Annotated in this window: 17 protein-coding genes; 8 read left to right on the top strand and 9 right to left on the bottom strand. The window is 64.8% G+C overall.

What is annotated here, in order from left to right; all coding sequences use genetic code 11:
- Window positions 1-9 precede the first annotated feature (9 nt).
- Together AB3X96_RS25070 and AB3X96_RS25065 are read right to left on the bottom strand one after the other, a co-directional pair.
- Window positions 10-1,599 carry a benzoate-CoA ligase family protein gene (locus AB3X96_RS25070; protein WP_368591834.1) on the bottom strand — a complete coding sequence of 530 codons (1,590 nt, stop codon included), beginning with the start codon at window positions 1,597-1,599 and terminating at the stop codon, window positions 10-12.
- A gap of 73 nt (window positions 1,600-1,672) precedes the next feature.
- Entirely contained in the window at window positions 1,673-2,140 is a 468-nt protein-coding gene (locus AB3X96_RS25065; protein ID WP_176108099.1) for a DUF4863 family protein, read from the bottom strand.
- A gap of 229 nt (window positions 2,141-2,369) precedes the next feature.
- Here AB3X96_RS25065 and AB3X96_RS25060 point away from each other — a divergent pair, with 229 nt between their 5' ends.
- From AB3X96_RS25060 to AB3X96_RS25040, 5 genes are all read left to right on the top strand, one after another.
- Window positions 2,370-3,359: a helix-turn-helix transcriptional regulator gene (locus AB3X96_RS25060; RefSeq protein ID WP_368591833.1), complete on the top strand. Its 990-nt coding sequence runs from the start codon at window positions 2,370-2,372 to the stop codon at window positions 3,357-3,359.
- A 114-nt stretch (window positions 3,360-3,473) separates the two neighbouring features.
- Window positions 3,474-5,153, top strand: a complete 1,680-nt coding sequence (gene boxC, locus AB3X96_RS25055) for a 2,3-epoxybenzoyl-CoA dihydrolase (protein WP_368591832.1) — start codon at window positions 3,474-3,476, stop codon at window positions 5,151-5,153.
- 97 nt (window positions 5,154-5,250) lie between these two features.
- A complete protein-coding gene (gene boxB, locus AB3X96_RS25050) occupies window positions 5,251-6,678 on the top strand; it encodes a benzoyl-CoA 2,3-epoxidase subunit BoxB (protein WP_368591831.1) in 1,428 nt (475 codons plus the stop codon).
- A gap of 59 nt (window positions 6,679-6,737) precedes the next feature.
- On the top strand, window positions 6,738-7,976 hold the full coding sequence (gene boxA / locus AB3X96_RS25045; protein ID WP_368591830.1) for a benzoyl-CoA 2,3-epoxidase subunit BoxA: 1,239 nt from the start codon (window positions 6,738-6,740) through the stop codon (window positions 7,974-7,976).
- Between the two features lie 171 nt (window positions 7,977-8,147).
- On the top strand, window positions 8,148-8,927 hold the full coding sequence (locus tag AB3X96_RS25040; protein WP_368591829.1) for an amino acid ABC transporter substrate-binding protein: 780 nt from the start codon (window positions 8,148-8,150) through the stop codon (window positions 8,925-8,927).
- 127 nt (window positions 8,928-9,054) lie between these two features.
- Here the strand turns inward: AB3X96_RS25040 and leuA are convergent, their stop codons facing one another.
- Entirely contained in the window at window positions 9,055-10,761 is a 1,707-nt protein-coding gene (gene leuA, locus AB3X96_RS25035) for a 2-isopropylmalate synthase (protein ID WP_368591828.1), read from the bottom strand.
- A 330-nt stretch (window positions 10,762-11,091) separates the two neighbouring features.
- Here leuA and AB3X96_RS25030 point away from each other — a divergent pair, with 330 nt between their 5' ends.
- The gene (locus tag AB3X96_RS25030; RefSeq protein WP_368591827.1) at window positions 11,092-11,424 is read left to right on the top strand and encodes a hypothetical protein; all 333 of its coding nucleotides are present in this window, start codon (window positions 11,092-11,094) and stop codon (window positions 11,422-11,424) included.
- A 16-nt stretch (window positions 11,425-11,440) separates the two neighbouring features.
- Here AB3X96_RS25030 and AB3X96_RS25025 read toward each other — a convergent pair whose 3' ends face one another.
- The gene (locus AB3X96_RS25025) at window positions 11,441-12,058 is read right to left on the bottom strand and encodes a cadmium resistance transporter (RefSeq protein WP_368591826.1); all 618 of its coding nucleotides are present in this window, start codon (window positions 12,056-12,058) and stop codon (window positions 11,441-11,443) included.
- Window positions 12,059-12,203: 145 nt separating this feature from the next.
- On the opposite strand from AB3X96_RS25025, the gene AB3X96_RS25020 reads away from it, so the two are divergent.
- Window positions 12,204-12,647: a hypothetical protein gene (locus tag AB3X96_RS25020; protein WP_368591873.1), complete on the top strand. Its 444-nt coding sequence runs from the start codon at window positions 12,204-12,206 to the stop codon at window positions 12,645-12,647.
- A gap of 48 nt (window positions 12,648-12,695) precedes the next feature.
- Here AB3X96_RS25020 and AB3X96_RS25015 read toward each other — a convergent pair whose 3' ends face one another.
- Both AB3X96_RS25015 and AB3X96_RS25010 read right to left on the bottom strand, forming a co-directional pair.
- The gene (locus AB3X96_RS25015; RefSeq protein WP_368591825.1) at window positions 12,696-13,952 is read right to left on the bottom strand and encodes a DUF3443 domain-containing protein; all 1,257 of its coding nucleotides are present in this window, start codon (window positions 13,950-13,952) and stop codon (window positions 12,696-12,698) included.
- A gap of 70 nt (window positions 13,953-14,022) precedes the next feature.
- Window positions 14,023-14,487, bottom strand: a complete 465-nt coding sequence (locus AB3X96_RS25010) for a DUF2844 domain-containing protein (RefSeq protein ID WP_368591824.1) — start codon at window positions 14,485-14,487, stop codon at window positions 14,023-14,025.
- A 397-nt stretch (window positions 14,488-14,884) separates the two neighbouring features.
- Between AB3X96_RS25010 and bamC the strand changes: the two genes are divergently transcribed.
- Window positions 14,885-16,114, top strand: a complete 1,230-nt coding sequence (gene bamC / locus AB3X96_RS25005) for an outer membrane protein assembly factor BamC (RefSeq protein WP_176108111.1) — start codon at window positions 14,885-14,887, stop codon at window positions 16,112-16,114.
- Window positions 16,115-16,197: 83 nt separating this feature from the next.
- Here bamC and AB3X96_RS25000 read toward each other — a convergent pair whose 3' ends face one another.
- The 3 genes from AB3X96_RS25000 to AB3X96_RS24990 form a co-directional block, all read right to left on the bottom strand.
- A complete protein-coding gene (locus AB3X96_RS25000; protein ID WP_368591823.1) occupies window positions 16,198-17,127 on the bottom strand; it encodes a DMT family transporter in 930 nt (309 codons plus the stop codon).
- 291 nt (window positions 17,128-17,418) lie between these two features.
- Window positions 17,419-19,017 (bottom strand): L-lactate permease, encoded by a 1,599-nt coding sequence (locus tag AB3X96_RS24995; protein WP_368591872.1) that lies wholly within the window; start codon window positions 19,015-19,017, stop codon window positions 17,419-17,421.
- A gap of 218 nt (window positions 19,018-19,235) precedes the next feature.
- Window positions 19,236-19,715, bottom strand: coding sequence for a hypothetical protein (locus AB3X96_RS24990; protein ID WP_368591822.1), 480 nt, complete (start codon window positions 19,713-19,715; stop codon window positions 19,236-19,238).
- Window positions 19,716-19,828 lie beyond the last annotated feature (113 nt).

The following is a 19,828-nucleotide window of genomic DNA, read 5'->3' as shown; positions in this document are numbered from 1 at the left end:
ATGAAACACCTATGACAGTTCGCGTAGTTTGAAGCGTTGAATCTTGCCGGTGGCGGTTTTCGGCAGATCATCGGTGAACACGATATCGCGCGGGTACTTGTGCGGCGCGAGCCGTTCCTTGACGAAGGCCTTCAGTTCGTCGGCGAGCATCTCGGACGGCATGAAGTCGCGCTTGAGCACGACGAACGCGCGCGTCTTAACGAGTCCGCCATGATCGACGCCGACCACTGCCGCTTCGAGTACCGCCGGATGCGCGACGAGCACCATCTCGACTTCGACCGGCGACACATACTGGCCGCTTACTTTCAGCATGTCGTCGCTGCGGCCGGCGTAAACATAACAGCCGTTCGCGAGACGCCGATACTTGTCGCCGCTTCTGATCCATTCGCCGAGAAACGTCGCGCGCGTTTTCTCGCGATTGCTCCAGTACATCAGCGCCGCGCTCGGCCCTTTGATGAACAGATCGCCGACTTCGCCATCGGGCACTGGCCGCCCAGCTTCGTCGCGCAACTCGACTTCGTAGCCCGGCACGGGGCGTCCGGTCGTGCCGTATTCGACTTCGCCCGGACGATTCGACAGGAAGATGTGCAGCATTTCCGTCGAGCCGATGCCATCGAGAATCTCGGCACCGAAGTGCGCGGTGAAGCGTTCGCCGACATCGCGCGGCAACGCCTCGCCGGCCGACGCGCACACGCGGATCGCGACGTCGGCGCGCGCGGGCAGATTGGGCGACACCAGCATGTTCGCGTACAAGGTCGGCACGCCGCAGAACACGGTCGGGCGCTGCTTGACGAGGCGCGTGAAAATCGCGTCGGCGGTCGGGCGCTCGGCCATCAGGATCGCGGTCGCGCCGACCGACAGCGGAAACGTCAGCGCGTTGCCGAGCCCATACGCAAAGAACAGCTTCGCCGCCGAAAACACCACGTCGCTCTCGACGATGCCGAGCACCGGCTTCGCATACAGCTCGGCGGTCCAGTACAGATTCGCGTGCGTGTGGACGGTGCCTTTCGGCTTGCCGGTCGAGCCTGACGAATAGAGCCAGAAGGCGATGTCGTCCGCGTTGCTCGCGCAGCCTTTGACGGCGGGCGGTGCAGCGTCGAGCAGCGTTTCGAAGCGGGGCGCCGTGAGCGGCTTTCCGGTGGCAGCATCAGGCTGCGAGACGATCAGCTGACAGCCATCGTCGTCGATGCTGCTCAGCGCCTGCGTCACGTTGGGTAGCAACGGTTCCGACACGATCACCGCGCGCGCATGGCTGTGCGTCAGCATGTACGTATAGTCGGCGGCGGTCAGCAAGGTGTTCGCGACGACCGGCACGATGCCCGCGTACAGCGCGCCGAGAAACGCGACCGGCAACGATACGGTGTCGAGCATCACGAGCAGCACGCGCTCCTCGGGATGCACGCCGAGCGCACGCAGTGCGCTGGCGCAGCGCCGCGCGCACTGTTCGAGTTCGCCGTAGGTCGTCGCGCCGTGGTCGTCGATATAAGCGACTTTGCTCGCGCGCGCTTCGTTCAACTGGAACAGGTGCCTCGCGAAGTTGAACAGCGGGGGCGGCGGCGCAACCGGCTTGCGCGCGTCCGTTTCCAGCAGGGCTTCCATATGTCTCCTCCATCCGTGGATGCGGTCCGGCTTTTGTCTGCTCGTGATCCGCTCGATGCTTGCCGCTCGCGGCTCACGCGCGCGTGAATTCGATCGCCCCTTGCGGCAGCAGGTACAGCACCAGCGCCTGGCCGTTCGCGACGGTCGGCCGATGCGCTGAGCCGGGGCCGTACACGCACCAGCCGGCCGGATGGCCGTCGAACGTCGCGCCTTCGGTGAGCGGCATGATCAGATCGATCTCGCCGTGCGGATGGACGTGATGCGGACCGGCAATGTCCTGCATGTCGACGACGTCGACGGAAAAGCCGTGCGTGTCGGGCAACGCCTTGAAGATGCGGCCGTAGCGGATGCCGCCGGCCTCGCGGTTGCACAGCCAGCCTTCGGCGACGCCTGTGCGGCATGCGTTCGCGAGTTCGTGAAAGGTGGGACTGTCGGCGGGCCAGGTATCGTTCAGCCAGTCTGCGAGCGCGGCGTCGAGCGGCCGCCCGGCGAGTTGCCCAGTGACGCCTGCGATCAGGCGCTGGAATTCCTGTGCGGACATGCGAGCCTCCAGAAGCGCGCTCACGCAGGCCGGTTGGCCGGCCCCCGGATGGCCGGCCCCCGGAACTTTGGTGCATGCGCGGTGCGGCGCCGTCTCCGTGACGCGGCCGGAATGCCAGGGCGGCGCGCGACTGTTTGTGATTGGATCAGCTTTTGGCGAAAATTAAACCGTTCAGCCGGTGCGTGTCAAGCACTATAGTACATATGTCGTAGTCACGAGGTCGGAAAACATGAACCAAAAGTACCCTCCCGCACCGTTGGACGCAACCGACGGCGACGCGGCCCGCGCCGAACGCACCGAGCGCGCGGCCGAACGCGGCGGCGATCGCGAAGAACGCGACCCGTTCCTGACCGCGATGGGCGAGCGCGTGCGTTTGCTGCGCGCTCGCCGCGGCATGACACGTAAGACGCTGGCGGCCGAAACCGGTTTGTCGGAGCGGCATCTGGCGAATCTCGAATCGGGCGTCGGCAATGCGTCGGTGCTGGTGCTGCGGCAGCTCGCGGCCACGCTGAACTGCCCGCTCGCCGAGGTGATCGGCGACGAAACCACTGCGTCGGCCGAATGGCTGCTGATTCGCGAACTGCTGCAGGGGCGCGACCAGGCGGCGCTGCAGCGCGCGCGCATCGCGCTCGCGGAGATGTTCGCGCAGGCGCCGCGTGACCCGCATCGCAAGGACCGTATTGCGCTGATCGGTCTGCGCGGCGCGGGCAAGTCGACGCTCGGACGCATGCTCGCGCAGGAGCGCAAGGTGCCGTTCATCGAACTCACGCGCGTGATCGAACAGCTCGCGGGTTGTCCGCCGTCGGAGATTCATTCGCTATACGGCGCGAGCGCGTATCGACGCTACGAGCAGCGCGCGCTAGAGGCGGTGATCCACGAACATTCGCGCGCGGTGATCGCGTCCCCGGGCGGGCTGGTGTCGGAATCGGGCACGTTCAACGTGCTGCTGTCGCACTGCTTTACCGTGTGGTTGCAGGCGACGCCCGAAGAACATATGCGCCGCGTCGTCGCGCAAGGCGATCTGCGGCCGATGTCCGGCAACCGCGAGGCGATGGACGACCTGAAACGCATCCTTGCCGGGCGCGCGGAGCTGTACGGGCGGGCCGACATGACGTTCGACACCAGCGAAAAGACGCTCGCCGATGCGTACCTGCAGTTGCGCGACCGTCTCGCCGCGCGTCTCGCGGCGGAAGCGCCCGACGAAGCGCGCATGAACTGACCGATCGGGAGCGCCAGGGTTTCCCCGTAAAAATGCACTAAAGTGCTTTACGCTGGTATGTTGATGCACTATTGTTCAAAAAACAGATTGCATCGTCCAGTCAGGAGACGCCCCATGTCCACAGCACCTACCGTCGTTGCCGAGGCCGCGCCGGTCGACTACCGCACCGAGCCGTCGCAGTACAAGCACTGGAAGCTGAGCTTCAACGGCCCGGTTGCGACGCTCGGCATCGACATCGCCGAGGACGGCGGCATTCGCGGCGGCTACAAGCTGAAGCTCAATTCGTACGACCTCGGCGTCGATATCGAGCTGCACGATGCGATCCAGCGGATTCGCTTCGAGCATCCGGAAGTCCGCACGGTGGTGGTGACGAGTCTGAAGGACCGGGTGTTCTGCTCGGGCGCGAATATCTTCATGCTGGGGCTGTCGTCGCACGCTTGGAAGGTCAACTTCTGCAAGTTCACGAACGAAACGCGCAACGGGCTCGAAGATTCGTCGCGCCATTCGGGGCTGAAGTTTCTCGCCGCGGTGAACGGCGCATGCGCGGGCGGCGGTTATGAGCTCGCGCTCGCCTGCGACGAAATCTATCTGATCGACGATCGTTCCTCTTCGGTGTCACTGCCGGAAGTGCCGCTGCTCGGCGTGCTGCCCGGCACCGGCGGTCTCACGCGCGTGACCGATAAACGCAAGGTGCGCCACGATCGCGCGGATATTTTCTGCACGGTGGTCGAGGGTGTGCGTGGCGAGCGTGCGAAGGCATGGCGTCTCGTCGACGAAGTCGTGAAGCCCAACCAGTTCGAGCAGGCGATTCAGGCGCGCGCGCTCGAACTCGGCGCGCACAGCGATCGTCCGGCCGATGCCAAGGGCGTCGCGCTCACGCGCATCGAACGCACGGATCGCGAAGACGGCCTCGGCTATCAAACCGTGGACGTGACCATCGATCGCGCGAAACGTGTGGCGACCTTCACCGCGCGCGCGCCGCGCACCGAGCAACCGACCGACCTGGCCGCGATCGTCGCGGCCGGCGCCAACTGGTGGCCGCTGCAATTCGCCCGTGAACTCGACGACGCGATCCTGTCGATGCGCACCAACGCGCTCGACATCGGCACCTGGGTGTTCAAGACCGAAGGCGACGCGCGCCATCTGCTCGCCGTCGATGCGACGCTGCTGCGGCACAAGGATCACTGGTTCGTGCGCGAAACGATCGGCATGCTGCGCCGCACGTTCGCGCGCCTCGACGTGTCGTCGCGGTCCATCTTCACGCTGATCGAGCCGGGTTCGTGCTTCGCCGGCACGTTCGCCGAACTCGCGTTCGCCGCCGATCGCGCCTACATGGCAGCGCTGCCCGACAACGAGGACGAGGAGCCGGTGATCACGCTGTCGGAAGTCAACTTCGGTCTGTATCCGATGGTCACGCATCAATCGCGGCTCGGGCGGCGCTTCTACGAGGAAGCCGAGCCGCTCGACACGGTGCGCGCGCTGATCGGCCAGCCGGTCAAGGCGCTCGATGCCGAGCGCCTCGGTCTCGTCACCGCGTCGCCGGACGATATCGATTGGGCCGACGAAATCCGCATCGCGCTCGAAGAGCGCGCGGCGATGTCGCCCGATGCATTGACCGGCCTCGAAGCGAACCTGCGCTTCAACGGGCCGGAGACGATGGAGACGCGCATATTCGGCCGTCTCACCGCCTGGCAGAACTGGATCTTCAACCGGCCGAACGCAGTGGGCGACAAGGGTGCGCTCAAGGTGTACGGCAAGGGCAGCAAGGCGCAATTCGATGTGTCGCGCGTGTAATCGGCATCGCGCTCACACCGACTAAACGACGCCGCCTGCCGATACGCGCCTTTCGCACTGCAGCTTCCGAACAGGGAATTGACCCAGGGAACCGACCATGTCCTCGATCAACTTCAGCGAAAAGATTCCGAACAACGTCAACCTCGCCGACGACCGAGCGCTGCAACGCGCGCTCGAACAGTGGCAGCCGAACTTTCTGTCGTGGTGGTGCGATATGGGCCCGGAAGGCTCGCACAGCTACGACGTGTATCTGCGCACCGCGGTCAGCGTGGACGCGGGCGGCTGGGCGCACTTCGACTACGTGAAGATGCCGGAGTACCGCTGGGGCATTTTCCTCACGCCGGGCGAGCAGGATCGCAAGATCCACTTCGGCGAGCACAAGGGCGAGGCCGCGTGGCAGGACGTGCCCGGCGAGCATCGCGCGAACCTGCGCCGCATCATCGTCACGCAGGGCGATACGGAGCCGGCTTCGGTCGAGCAGCAGCGTCACCTCGGCTTGACCGCGCCGTCGCTGTACGATCTGCGCAACCTGTTTCAGGTCAACGTCGAGGAAGGCCGTCATCTGTGGGCGATGGTGTATCTGCTGCATCGCTACTTCGGCCGCGACGGTCGCGAGGAAGCCGAAGCCTTGCTCGGCCGCCGCTCGGGCGACGAAGACAATCCGCGCATTCTCGGCGCGTTCAACGAGAAAACGCCGGACTGGCTCGCGTTCTACATGTTCACGTACTTCACCGACCGCGACGGCAAGTTCCAGCTGTCGGCGCTCGCGGAGTCGGGTTTCGATCCGCTCGCGCGCACCACGAAGTTCATGCTGACCGAGGAAGCGCATCATATGTTCGTCGGCGAGTCGGGCGTGTCGCGCGTGATCCAGCGCACCGCGCAGGTGATGAACGAGATCGGCACCGACGACGTCGCGAAGATCCGTGCGGCCGGCGTGATCGATCTGCCGACCATCCAGCGCTATCTGAACTTCCATTACTCGGTCACGATCGACCTGTTCGGCGCCGATCATTCGTCGAACGCGGCGACGTTCTATAGCTCGGGCCTGAAGGGGCGCTACGAGGAAGGCAAGCGCGACGACGATCATCGCCTGAACGAGCATAGCTACAAGCTGCTCGACGTGCAGGACGGCAAGCTCGTCGAGCGCGAAGTGCCGATGCTCAACGCGATGAACGAAGTGCTGCGCGACGATTACATCAAGGACTCGGTCGCGGGCGTCGGGCGCTGGAACAAGGTGCTCGAGAAGGCCGGCATCGACTTTCGCATGACGGTGCCACACAAGGCGTTCAACCGGCAGATCGGCACGTTCGCGGGCACGCGGGTGTCGCCCGATGGGCGCGTCATCAGCGAAGCCGAATGGGCCGCCAACGAAGCGAAGTGGCTCGCCACGCCGGAAGACCGCGCGTTCGTCGCTTCGCTGATGGGTCGCGTTGCCGAACCGGGCAAGTTCGCGAACTGGATCGCGCCGCCCGCGATGGGCGTGAACCGTCAGCCGGTCGATTTCGAATACGTGCGCTTCAACTGAAGCAAGCGAAGCACGAAAGGCGCGCCACGCAAGCGCCGTATTGCCAGGTGGAGGAAGTCATGAACGGCCCAGTATCGGTCGAAGTCTTGCGGCAACATCTGATCGATCCGGAGATCTGCATTCGCTGCAATACCTGCGAAGAGACCTGTCCGATCGATGCGATCACCCACGACGACAACAACTACGTCGTAAAGGCCGACGTCTGCAACGGCTGCATGGCCTGCGTGCCGCCTTGCCCGACCGGTGCAATCGACAACTGGCGCACGGTGCTGAAGGCCGACGCGTATTCGATCGACGAGCAGTTCACATGGGACGTGCTGCCGGAGCAGAACACGATGGCGGTGCCGGCTGAAGAAACGGCGGCCGCGTCCGCCGCGGGCGACAGTTCCGACGAAGCGGACGGCCTCGAAGTCGATATCGTGCGCGGCGCGGTCGTGCCGCCGTGGTCGGCCGCGAAGCCGTACGTGAATCTGTACACGCACAAGGCGCCGACCACCGCGACGGTGGTCGGCAACTACCGGCTCACCGACAGTGCGACGTCAAGCGACATCCATCACATCGTGCTCGACTTCGGCTCGATGCCGTTTCCGGTGCTCGAAGGCCAGTCGATCGGCATTCTGCCGCCGGGCACCGCCGCCGACGGCCGCGTGCACCACGCGCGCCAGTACTCGATCGCGAGTCCGCGCGACGGCGAGCGGCCCGGCTATAACAACGTGTCGCTGACGGTGAAGCGCGTGTCGCAGCAGCACGGCGACGCGATCGACGGCGTCTGCTCGAACTATCTGTGCGATCTGAAGAAGGGCGACGTGGTCAACGTGATCGGTCCGTTCGGCAGCACCTTCCTGATGCCGAATCATCCGAACTCGCATCTGCTGATGATCTGCACGGGCACCGGTTCCGCGCCGATGCGCGCAATGACCGAGTACCGTCGGCGCAAGCGCCTCAAAGGCGCGACCGGCAAGCTGATGCTGTTTTTCGGCGCGCGCACCAAGGAGGAGCTGCCGTACTTTGGACCGCTGACGAATCTGCCAAAGGACTTCATCGACACCACGCTCGCGTTTTCGCGCACGCCGGGACAGCCGAAGCGCTATGTGCAGGACGCGATGCGCGAACGTTCGGCCGACGTCGCGAACCTGCTGAAGGACGATAACACCTATATCTACGTGTGCGGCCTCAAAGGCATGGAGGACGGCGTGCTGCAGGCGCTCAAGGACATCGGCGAGCAGCATCAGCTCGATTGGCAAGCGTTGTGGGCGAAGCTGAAGCGGGAAGGGCGGCTGCATCTGGAGACGTACTGACGTACTGACGTACTGACGGACTGACGGACTGACGGACTGATCGCGCGCGCGACGCTTTGAAAATCGCGGACGGTTTGCTACAGTCGGCCCACGCAGCCGGCCGCGCGCCGGCGTCCCCTCGTCGAACGCGGCAGGCCGCCACCTGCGCAGCCACTCAGACGGAGCCGTCCGATGAAGCCGATTCGTTCACTCGCGATGCTCGCGCTATTGCAGGCAGTGCTGGCGCATCCGGCGAGCGCCGACGACCTCGCGAAGATCAAGGCAGCGGGGGTGTTCCGGATCGGCACCGAAGGCACGTACGCACCGTTCACTTACCACGACGAAGCGGGCAAGCTGACCGGCTTCGACGTCGAACTCGCCCGCGCGATCGCGCAGCGTCTCGGGGTCAAGCCGCTATTCATCGAAGCCAGATGGGATGGGTTGATCGCCGGTCTCGACGTCAACCGCTACGACGCGGTGATCAACGAGGTCGCGATCACCGACGAGCGCAAGCTCAAATACGATTACTCGGACCCGTACATCACGTCGCACGCGGTGCTGATCGTCGCATCGGACAATACGACGATCAAATCTTTCGATGACCTGAACGGCCGCAAGTCGGCCAATACGCTGACCAGCAACGTCGGCAGGATCGCGGCAGCGCACGGCGCGCAGGTGATTCCGGCGCAGGGCTTCGACGAATCGATCGATCTGCTCGTCACGGGCCGCGTCGATGCGACCGTCAACGATTCATTGTCGTTTCTCGACTATAAGAAGCGCGTGCCCGACGCAAGAATCAAGGTCGTCGCGGTCGATACGTCGCCCGATAGCAGCGACAAGTCGGCGGTACTGATCCGCAAGGGCAATCCGAAGCTGCGCGTCGCGATCGACGACGCGCTCGCCCGCATGAGAAAAGACGGTACCTATCAGCGGATTTCGCTGAAGTACTTCGGCCGCGACGTGTTTCATTGAATCTCGGCCTGCGGTGACGCGGACAAATTCACGAAAAAAAGGGGTGTCGTCGAGACACCCCTTCTTCATTGCCATCAGCCCGTTGAACATGCGGCGGGACGCGCGTTCAACGCGGCAGACTCAGGCATCACACCGTCGCGTCGCTCAGCGCTGCGTCGAAGAAACGCTCCTGTGCATCCGCGTTCACGCGTGCATACGCGCGGTTCACGCCGCTGATCACCGCGCGAATCGACGCGGTGATCAGGTTCGCATCGACACCGACGCCGAACGCGCTGCCGGCCACATCGGCGCCGGCCATTTCGGCGATCGCGATCGCGCGCGCATCGGCGCCCTGCGTGAGCGCGCGTTCCTCGTAGTGCTGGATGCGCACGGGCACGTCGAACGCGTGCATCAGCGCGTCGAGCGGGCCGTTGCCGGCGCCCGTCAGCACGCGCGGCGTGCCGTTGATTTCGACGTTGAGCTTGATGTGCTCGCGGCCGTCATGTTCGGACAGGCTGTGGCTGACATAGCGGACCGGCTCGGCCGTGCGCACGTATTCCTGCTGGAACAGTTCCCAGATCTGCGCGGGCGTGACTTCCTGGCCGCTGTCGTCGGTGAAGCGCTGCACAGCCGAGCTGAAGTCCACCTGCAGCCGGCGCGGCAACACGACGCCGTAGCTCTGCTCGAGCAGATATGCGATGCCGCCCTTGCCCGACTGGCTGTTCACGCGAATCACGGAGTCGTAGGTGCGGCCGAGGTCGCTCGGATCGATCGGCATGTACGGCACTTCCCAGATCGCGTCCGGCTTCTGCGCGGCGAAGCCCTTCTTGATCGCGTCCTGGTGCGAGCCCGAGAACGCGGTGAAGACGAGATCGCCGACATACGGGTGACGCGGATGGATCGGCAACTGCGTGCATTCCTCGGCCGTGCGCGCGACTTCGTTGATGTTCGAGAAATCGAGCTCGGGATCGACGCCTTGCGTGTACAAATTCAACGCGAGCGTGACGAGATCGACGTTGCCGGTGCGCTCGCCGTTGCCGAACAGGCAGCCTTCGACGCGATCCGCGCCCGCCATCACGGCGAGCTCCGCGGCGGCGACGGCCGTACCACGGTCGTTATGCGGATGGACCGAGACGATCAGCGAATCGCGGCGTGCGAGATTGCGGTGCATCCATTCGATCTGGTCCGCGTAGACGTTCGGCGTGGCCATTTCGACGGTGGCCGGCAGATTGACGATCGCCTTGTGCCCGGGCGTCGGTTGCCAGATGTCGAACACCGCGTCGCAGACTTCCTTCGCGAATTCGAGTTCGGTGCCGCTGAACACTTCCGGGCTGTATTGCAGCGTGAAGTGCGTTTCCGGCTGCGCGTCGGCGAGGCGCTTCACCGTGCGCGCGGCCTTCTGCGCGAGTTCGATCACGCCGCTCTTTTCGAGGCCGAACACGATCTTGCGGAAGTCCGGCGCGGTCGCGTTGTACAGGTGGACGATCGCGCGCGGGGCGCCGCGCAACGATTCGAACGTACGCTCGATCAGATCGTCGCGCGCCTGCGTGAGCACTTCGATCGTCACGTCGTCGGGAATATGGCGACCCTCGATCAGCTCGCGCACGAAGTCGAAATCGGTCTGCGAGGCTGACGGAAACCCGACTTCGATTTCCTTGAAGCCGATCTGCACCAGCGTCTTGAACATGCGCATCTTGCGCTCGGCGTTCATTGGCTCGAACAGCGCCTGGTTGCCGTCACGCAGGTCGGTGCTCATCCAGATCGGCGCGCGCGTGATGGTGCGCGACGGCCACTGGCGATCCGTCAAATTGATCGGCTTGAACGAACGGTACTTGGTAGCGGGGTTTTTCAACATTTTCATCATCCGAGGGAGAGACCGTGGAACGGGTGTCGACCGGACGACGAAAACGCGATACTGGGCCGCCGGTCGGAAACCGGGGCTGGGTCAGTTACTGGGGATTCAAGCGATGCTTCGGTGTATCAGAGAGAAGCGGACGCGCGCAGCAGCAGACCTAGCCCGGTAGAGCGGGCTAGTAGTAGCGATAGGGTGGTCTGGGCGCGGTACATAGTGCGCAATGGGAACATATTATTGAGATTGCGTCAAGGGCACGCAGTGTGCTCGTGCCGCGTTCGATTCACGGGTGAGCTCACGAGGCATCGTCAAATCACTGAGCAGGAGGCGAACATGAAAAGAGTAGCGTGGAAATCCGCTGTCGCAAGGATCGGCGCGTGCGCGGCGTTGGCGTGCGGGTTCGTCGGGCAGGCCGGCGCGCAGGGGCTCAGCGCGCAGAACGACATGAACGCGCCGCAGAACAGCACGCGCCTGATGCCACATGCGGCGCTCGGCAGCGAGTATCCGACGCACGGCAACCAGCAGGCGGGCGAGTTGAATCTGAATCCGACCGATCCTCGCGCGCAACTGGTCAACGGCTTGCCGAACAACCCGAGCGCGGGCGGCTATGGCGCGCCGCTGGCCGGCGTGCGTACTTACGTGCAACCGCTGCGGCCGGCAAATTGACTTCGTCGACGCTTGCTCACCCGCCGGACAAAAGGCGCAGCGTATCGCTGTTCAACAACACCGATACGCCTATCGCGAACAGGATCAGCGGCAGCACCGCCGAGCCGTACCGCCGGATCGGCCCGCCGAGCAACGGATGGTCGACGAGCCATGCCGCGCCCGCGCACCACAGCCCGATCATCACGATGAACACGAGCGAAACCAGCGCGTTCTCGGCGGGTGTATGACTGGCGTACAGCGGCACGTAGACGGCGAGGTTGTCCGAGCCGTTGGCGATGGCGACGCTCGCGACGGTCCAGCTCGATGAGCCGCGAATGGATGGCGGAGCGCTTGTACGGCCGTCCTCGCTATGCCTATTCAGTGCGTGGCCAGAACCGAAGCGCTGCCACGCCTTGTGCAGTCCCACGACGATCGGCAGCAAGCCGAGCAGGCCGACATACCCGGCTGGCAGGCGCGTGAGCAAGGCCGCGAGCACGAGCGCCGCGGCGACGAGGATCAATGATCCCGCGTACTGTCCCGCGACCACGCGACGCCGTTTTGCGCCCGCTTCGGCCAGAAAGCCGAGCAGGACGAACAGGTTGTCGATATTGGTCGCGGCATAGGCGACGATTGCGAGCAGGACGAGGCTGAGCATGAAGAAGCCGGAATCGTTACCGGGGGGAGTCGCTTGGAATTCGCCGCGCCATGTGGGCAACCGGGCGGCCGGCCAACACGATGCCGATGCGCCGCGTCAAGGTCAAGCGGCTACAATGGCCGGGACCTCGAACAACGGAATATCGATGAAGATTCGCCTTCTCTCTGTCGCCTGTCTCGCGAGCGCCGCGGCGCTGCTGGCGGCCTGCACCATCGTCACCCGCAACTCGAGCGCCTGTGAACAATTGATGCGCAGCAAGCTGGCCGAGCCGTCGTCGGGGATGTCGTCGGATCGGCTGCGGGTCACGCATCGCGGGGCCGCGATTCGCGGCTCGCGGGTCGTGGTGGAGGGGACCATAGAGCATGCGGTGAGCGCGTCCGCGACCGCGGCTTCCGCGCCGCTCACGGCATCGGCGTCGCAAGCGGCCTCCGAGGCCAAGGTGGCCGCGAAGCCGGCCCAGCCGTCGAGGGTCCGCACGCCGGCATCCGCCGAGTGCACATTCCACGGCGAACAGCTCGACGTATTCCGCTGGCTCGCGCCGCCGCAGCTGGCCACGCCGGCAGCACAACCGGCCAGCGCGGCGGGCTGAGTTCGCAGCCGCGCGCCGCACCGTCGCTCCATCCAACCCAGGCAACCCTCAGAACGCGTAATACGGTCCCTGGCCGGCCGACGTATTGCGCGTCGCAATCGCCGTGTAAATGCGTTTGCCGTAAAAGAACGGCAAGCCCCAGCCGAAACCCAGACTCGAATTGCCGGCGAGATTGTCGAACGCGTTGTTCGACGACGAGAACAGCGTGTTCGAATTGGCGATGTCGAACGAAACCGTGCTCGACACGCCATCGATGCCGGTGATCGACGCGCTTGCCGACTGCGTCGAAGTCGGGCAGTACCAGAAGCCGCACAACGGGAACTGCGTCGAGTGGAAGAAGAGGCCGTTCGAGCCGCTGTCGAGATAGCTCACCGCATAGGTCAGGCCGCCCGTGTTCGTCGTCACGTAACCGGTCGCCGAGTTCGCCCTCAGAACGTTCGTGCCCGTGAGCGTATTGTTCGACTGGGTGCCGATGCCGAAGATCAGCGAGCCCGACACGCTCGCCGCGCCCGCATCGGCGACGGCTGGCAGGTCGATCACGACGCCGTTGTTATCGAGCGGGAAGCTGCTGACCGGATTGGTCACCTGCTGCGCGAGCGGCTGCGCGGTCGGGCTGCAGCCGCTCGTCGTGCAACTGTAGTACCAGCGCGGCAACGCGGAGTTCGCGCAGCCGTTGCCGCAGTCGACCGGGAACAGGCCCACGCCGAGGATGCCATTCGCGTGCAGGCTCGATACGGTCAGCAGCGACGCGCCGCCGGAGTTCGCGCAGTCGGCGGGTGCGCCGGGCAGCGCGCTGTCGGCGATCAGTTGGAGCGGAATCGATGACGCCTGTTGGCCAGCCATGCGTACGTCCGCGGTGTGGATCGAGCCCCACGCGTAGCCGCTGCCGAACACCGCACATTCGGCGCTTACGCCGCTGCCCGCGGCGATGGTCGGCAGCGACAGGGTCGTCGGCAGCGCCGATGCGAGGATGCGCAGGCCGTTCGAGCCGGTGTCCACCTGGATGTCGTCGATCGTCGCGCAGTTGCCGGTGCCGGCCTGGCAGACGGTGACGCTCGTCATCAGCATGTTGCGCGTATTGCCGGGCGATACGCCGACCGTGACCGGCTGCACGTTGGGCGTGGTCGATTGCGGCACGTTCGCGCTCGGAGTCGGCGCGGTCGCGGAACTGGTGGGCGCGCTCGCGGACGGCGTCGAGCCGGAGCCGGACGAGCCGGAAGAGGAACCGCCGCCTCCGCCGCCGCAGCCGACCAGGGCCACGCAGACGATCATAAGCAGGGCATGGAAACGCAAGGCGGATTTCATGGCGTGGCGGTCCGTCTGGTGGAACTCAGGCGTGAAAGGGGGCGCGAGCGACGCGTGCAGGGCGCGCGCGTCACTGGATGTCGTCGGAGGTGACGCCGGCGGGCAAGGCCGCCGGCAACCACGCGCGGCCGACGTAGCCACGCATCGGTCCGCCGGACTCGACGATCACGTCGGAGCGCGCGACCCGCGACGAATGCAGATTGCCGCTGCCGGCCGCCGCAGCGGCGCCGGTCGTGTACGAGTCGCCGTATTTGCCGAGCAGCGCGTGCAGATCCGGCATCGTCGGGCCTTGCCATGCGTAGGCGACGATCAGGCCGGTGCTGGTCGCGTATTCGTTGATGGTGGTATTGCCGGCGTCGGTCCACGTGCGCTCGCGCAGGGCGCCATTGAGCAGCGTGCGCGGCGCGCTCGCGCCCACCACCGCCTGGCTCGGCATCGTGCCGCCCAATTCGGCATGCGCGCCGAAGCTCGCGCAGCACGCGACGACGGCGATCACCGAGGTGATCGCGGATGGATGGAGACTGCACTTGGACATGAGGCCTTCCTCGTTTGGTGCCGGATTTTTATTGAGATAACTCGATTAACGTAGCACCGGTTTTCTTCTGTCTTTGCACATTGCGGCGGACAGAACCGCACACCATGTTGAAAAACAAGCCGCATGCAAACCGGAAGCCCTTATTCGGCGGGCCTCCGGCGAAGATTTGGGAATACTCCCAAGGTCAACTCGAAAGTGTCATTGAGTGTTAAATTTACCTTATAAGAGGGCAAATAGCGTGACGGGCACGGCCTTTTTTCCCGTGGCCGTTGTGTCGCCGTGGCATGCGGCGAGTCCCGGGCAAACCCCAGTTTTTGCACACGCCTCGCCGGGACCGGTAAAATGTTGGGTTGATCCACGGAAACTTGCCGTGGCGTAGCGGAAGGATTCCCCGAACATGACTGATTTTCGTCTCACCAAGCGGTTTGCAGTAATGCTCATGGCAGGCGGGCTGGTCGCCGGCTGCGGTACCTCGTCGCCGACCAAAATCGACTATAGGAGCGACTCCCGTTCGAAGCAGGTATCGCTTGCCGTACCGCCGAACATGATCGACGAGACGGCCGATCAGCGTTCGCTGCCGCCGCAGGGCGGCGAAACCTCGCTGTCCACGCTGAAACAGGTGCAGGCGCAGGCGCCGGCCGGCGACGCGGTTGCGGTCGTGCCGCCCGTCCAGGGCATCCACATCCAGCGCGACGGCACCGAAAGCTGGCTCGTGATCGACAACAAAACGCCCGACCAGGCCTGGCCGCAAATCCGCCGCTTCTGGCAGGAGCAGGGCTTCCTGCTCGTCGTCGACCAGCGCGACAAGGGCGTGATGGAAACCGACTGGAACGAAACCCACGCGCAGATCAACGACGGCTTTATCCGCAACACGCTGTCGAAGGCGATGGGCAACAGCTACGTGAGCTCGGAGCGCAACAAGTTCCGCACGCGCCTCGAAGCCGCGCCGAAGGGCGGCACCTACGTGTTCGTCAGCCAGAAAGGCATGCGTGAGGCGATCACCGGTACGAACAACGAGTCGACCCAGTGGCAACCCAAGCCGAACGACCCGGCGCTCGAACAGGAATATCTGAAGCGCCTGATGGCCTCGCTTGCGCGGGCTGAATCGGGTGCGGGTGGTACGCAGAACGCCGAGCTGTCGCCTGCGGGCACGCAGATCGCGCCGAACGCGGCGACGGCGGGTGCGAAGTCGGCGACGGCCGCCGTTGTCGCGCAGAACGTCGCGCTGGCGGCCCAGCCGTCGACGCCGGACGTGGATTCGGCCAACAACACGTCGGCGCAGCTGTCATCGACCGAGCTCACGCTCGGCGAGCCGTATGACCGTGCGTGGCTGCGCGTGGGCCTCGCGCTCGATCGCAGCAATTTCACGGTCGACGACCGCGACGTGAGCCGCGGCCTGTATTTCGTGCGCTACGTCGATCCGAAGGATATGTCGTCGGCCGAGCAGGGCTTCTGGAGCCAGGTCTTCCACGGCCGGAAGGAGAAGGTCGCCAAGGAGTATCGCGTGAACGTGCGCGCGGTGACGCCGAACCAGACCCGCGTGGCCGTGGTCGACGACAAGGGGCAAGTCGACGAAAGCTCGCAGGCCAAGCAGATCATGAGCCTGATGGCCTATCAGTTGCGCTGATACGAGAGCCTCGCGGCCAACGCCGCTGGTTCGACGAAAAAACCGCCCGGAGCAATCCGGGCGGTTTTTTTTCGACCGCGCCCTCAGGTATCCGCGCGCCGCCGCGTGCCCACCCACGGCAGCCGCTTGATCACACCGGTCGCCAACGCGGTGCCGACCAGAATCACCGCGCACCCTTCGAGCATGCCGGGCGACACCGTCTCGCCCAGAAACAGCGCGCCCCACAGAATGCCGAAGATCGGAATCACGAAGGTCACGGTGATCGCGCGTGTCGGCCCGGCGACCGCGATCAGATGGAAGAACAGCATGTACGCGATGCCGGTGCAGGCGACGCCGAGCGCGATCACCGCGCCCCACGCGCGCAGCGAGATCGGCGCGGCGGGCCAGTAGATCACCGCGAGCGGCAGCAATACGATCGTCGCGCCGATCATCGTGCCGGTCGCGACGCTGAGCGCGTCGACGCCAGTCAGGTGACGCTTCGTGTAATTGGCGGCGATGCCATAGAGCAGCGTGGCACCGAGCGCGGCGCCGGCCGCGAGTGCGACGGTGAGGGGCGAGGCGGCCGAGCCGTCCGGCGCCGCGATCTGGTCCCACACGAGCATCAGCACGCCGAGAAAGCCGACCACGAGGCCGAGCGTGCGCAGTGCGCTGAGCCTGTCGCGCAGCCACAGAAAGCCGACCAGCGCGCCCCACAGCGGCGCGCACGCATTGATCACCGACGTGACGCCCGCCGACAGCGTCAGCTCGGCATACGCGAACAGGCAGAATGGCGCCGCCGAATTGAGGATCCCGACCACGAGCAGCGGCAACGCATGCGTGCGCAACACCGTGGCGGACTGTTGCAGCGGCCGTCGCGCGATCAGCACGATCGCGAGAAAGAGGGCGCCGATGCCGACGCGCAGCGCCATCAGCGGCGCGACGCCGAAGTCGGTCACGCCGACGCGGATGAACAGGAACGATGCGCCCCACAGGGCGGCGAGGATCAGCAGTTGCAGAAGGTTTCTGGCTTTCATTGGAATGGCGCCGCGCGCAGTTGAGTCGAGACGCCAGCTCATCCTAACAGTGCGATCGCGCGATTCGTTTCAATGCGGGATGAAACGGCAAGATCCGGGAGATGGCCGCGTCCGGGTAGGTCGATCGTAAACGCCGCGAGGGTGCGCGCCAAACGAGCAATTCTCACCGATATGTGAGAAAAATTGCGATACGGCGGAGCGGTAGCGGGGACGGAATTGCAAACGGCGCCTGCGATGCGCGGGCGCCGTCGGAAACAATGTGAACTGCGTTGCGCCGTCAGCGGCGCGAGCTCAGTGCGGAATCATCCATTGCAGGAAGTTCTGCTGCGCCCACACGAGCACGCCGAGCAGCACCGTGAGCAGAATCGAATGCTTGAAGGTCTTGGCGAACACGACGCCTTCCTTGCCCTTCAAGTCGGTGGTCGCGACGCCGGTCGAAATGTTCTGCGGCGAGATCATCTTGCCCATCACGCCGCCCGACGAGTTGGTCGCCGCCATCAGCACCGGATTCAGATTGAGCTGCTTGGCCGCCACCACCTGCAGATTGCCGAACAGCGCATTGCCCGACGTATCGCTGCCCGACAGGAACACCGCGACCCATCCAAGGAACGCCGACACGAGCGGAAACACCGGCCCGACCGACGCGACCCCGAGGCCGAGCGTGTAGTTGAGGCCCGAGTAGTTCATCAGATACGCGAGGCCGACGATCGTCGCCACGGTCAGAATCGCGATGCGCGTTTGCACCCACGTGTCGGAGATCGCCTTGCCGAACTCGACGGGGGAGAGCCGCACGACGAACGCGGTGATGAGCGCCGCGACGAGGATCGCGGTGCCGGTCGCAAGCGGCTGGAAGTCCCAGATCGCGCTGTACGGCGTGTTGTACAGCGTGATGAACACGGCCTTGTCGAGACCCGGCCACGATACCTTGACGTCGCCGATCGTGAAGATCCTCGCGACCGTCCAGACGATCACGACAACCGACACGATGATCCACGGATACCAGCCCTGCACGCCGCCGATTTTGCCGCGCACCTCGTTGATGCGATCGACGTTGATCGCAAATTTCGGATCGGCGACGGGCTTCCAGACCCGCAGGAACGCCACGGTCAGGATCAGCGAAACCAGCGAAGACAGCACGTCGGTCAGGCTGTAGTTCACGAAGTTCGAGACGACGAACTGGGTCAGCGCGAAGCTCAGGCCCGACACCAGCAGCACCGGCCAGATCCGCAGCATGTTGCGAAAGCCCGCGTACACGCCGATCACATAGAAGGGCAGCAGGACTGCAAAGAACGGCAATTGCCGCCCGACCATCTTGCCGAGCACATCGGACGGCAAATGCGTGACTGCGCCGAGGACCGTGATCGGCACGCCGAGCGCGCCGAACGCGACCGGCGCGGTATTGAAGATCAGCGTGAAGACCAGCGCTTCGAGCGTTGGAAAGCCGAGCATGATCAAGAGTGAGCTCGTGATCGCGACCGGAGTGCCGAAGCCCGAAATGCCCTCGAGCAGCGCGCCGAACGAAAAGCCGACCACGACGAGCACGATGCGCCGGTCGTTCGGCAGGTTGTCGATCATCCACAGGCGGAAGGCCTCGAAGCGTCCCGAGCGCAGCGCGATGTTGTACAGCAGGATCGCGGTGAACACGATCCACATCACTGGCCAGATCGCAAAGACGACGCCGGCCGCGACCGAGTTGAACGCGAGCCCGAGCGGAAACTGCCAGACGAAAATCGCTACGATCAAACCGACGATCAATCCCGCGAGCGACGCCTGCCACGCTGGCCTGCGCGCCCAGCCGAGCAGCGCGAGCACGACGATGATCGGCAGCGCGGCGACGATAAACGACGCAAAAAGCGAATTACCGACTGGAGTGAGCAGTTGATGAAACATCATCTCTCCTTCGTTGTTGTGTATTTCGACGCGGGAGATTGCGCATGACGGCGCGTCGCTCTGGCATGGCGGACGCTCGCGAGTGGCCTCGACCAAGCGGCGGCGCCTGATTTAAGCGGGTGCTGCGTGCAACCTTTCCAGAATAGAGCGCCATATCGGCGAGTCAAGCCGGGAAAGTACGGGCGGGTGTGCGCGGTGGCGGGCGAACGAAAGACAGGTCAATGCCAATGGCCGCCCCAATGGCCGCCCCAATGGCCCCCCCAGTAGCCACCAATGCCGATCGCAATCGACGGTCCATAGTAGGCGGGATAGCCGTAATAGGCGGGATAAGGATAAGCGGGCGGCGGATAGTAGGCGGGATACACCGGCGGCGCCACATACACGGGCGCGGCGGCTGCATAACCGGGCGGCATGTCCTGCGGCGCGACCTGCATTTGCGCCTGGGCTTGAGGTGTCTGCTGTGGATCGGTGGCCGGTGCGGTTTGGTCCGCTGTGGTCGCGGGCGCGGTCGAATAGTACGACGTGTAATAGCCCGCGGGATAGTAGCCGGCGGGGTAATAGCAGCCGGCTAAAAACAGACTGGAGGCGAGCGCGGAAATCGCGGCGGCGGGCCGCGCGAACCTTGCGGAAAAACTGGATGCCTCGCGTGGCGTCGAGAGGCGCACCGCGCGAAGATGGGTGACGACGCGGGACTTCATAACGCGCTCCTCGATGAACCGATGCCGCCTCGCGCGACGTCGTTATGAGGAGCTTACGCTTCCGCCGCGGCAGCGCTGTGGCAAAACCGCAACCGCATATTTCAGTCTATTTC

Origin of the sequence: Paraburkholderia sp. BR13439, from assembly GCF_040948805.1 — a bacterium.
GTDB lineage: Bacteria > Pseudomonadota > Gammaproteobacteria > Burkholderiales > Burkholderiaceae > Paraburkholderia > Paraburkholderia youngii.
The sequence above is the reverse complement of the archived record's forward strand: the minus strand, read 5'-3'. Positions and strand labels throughout refer to the sequence as shown.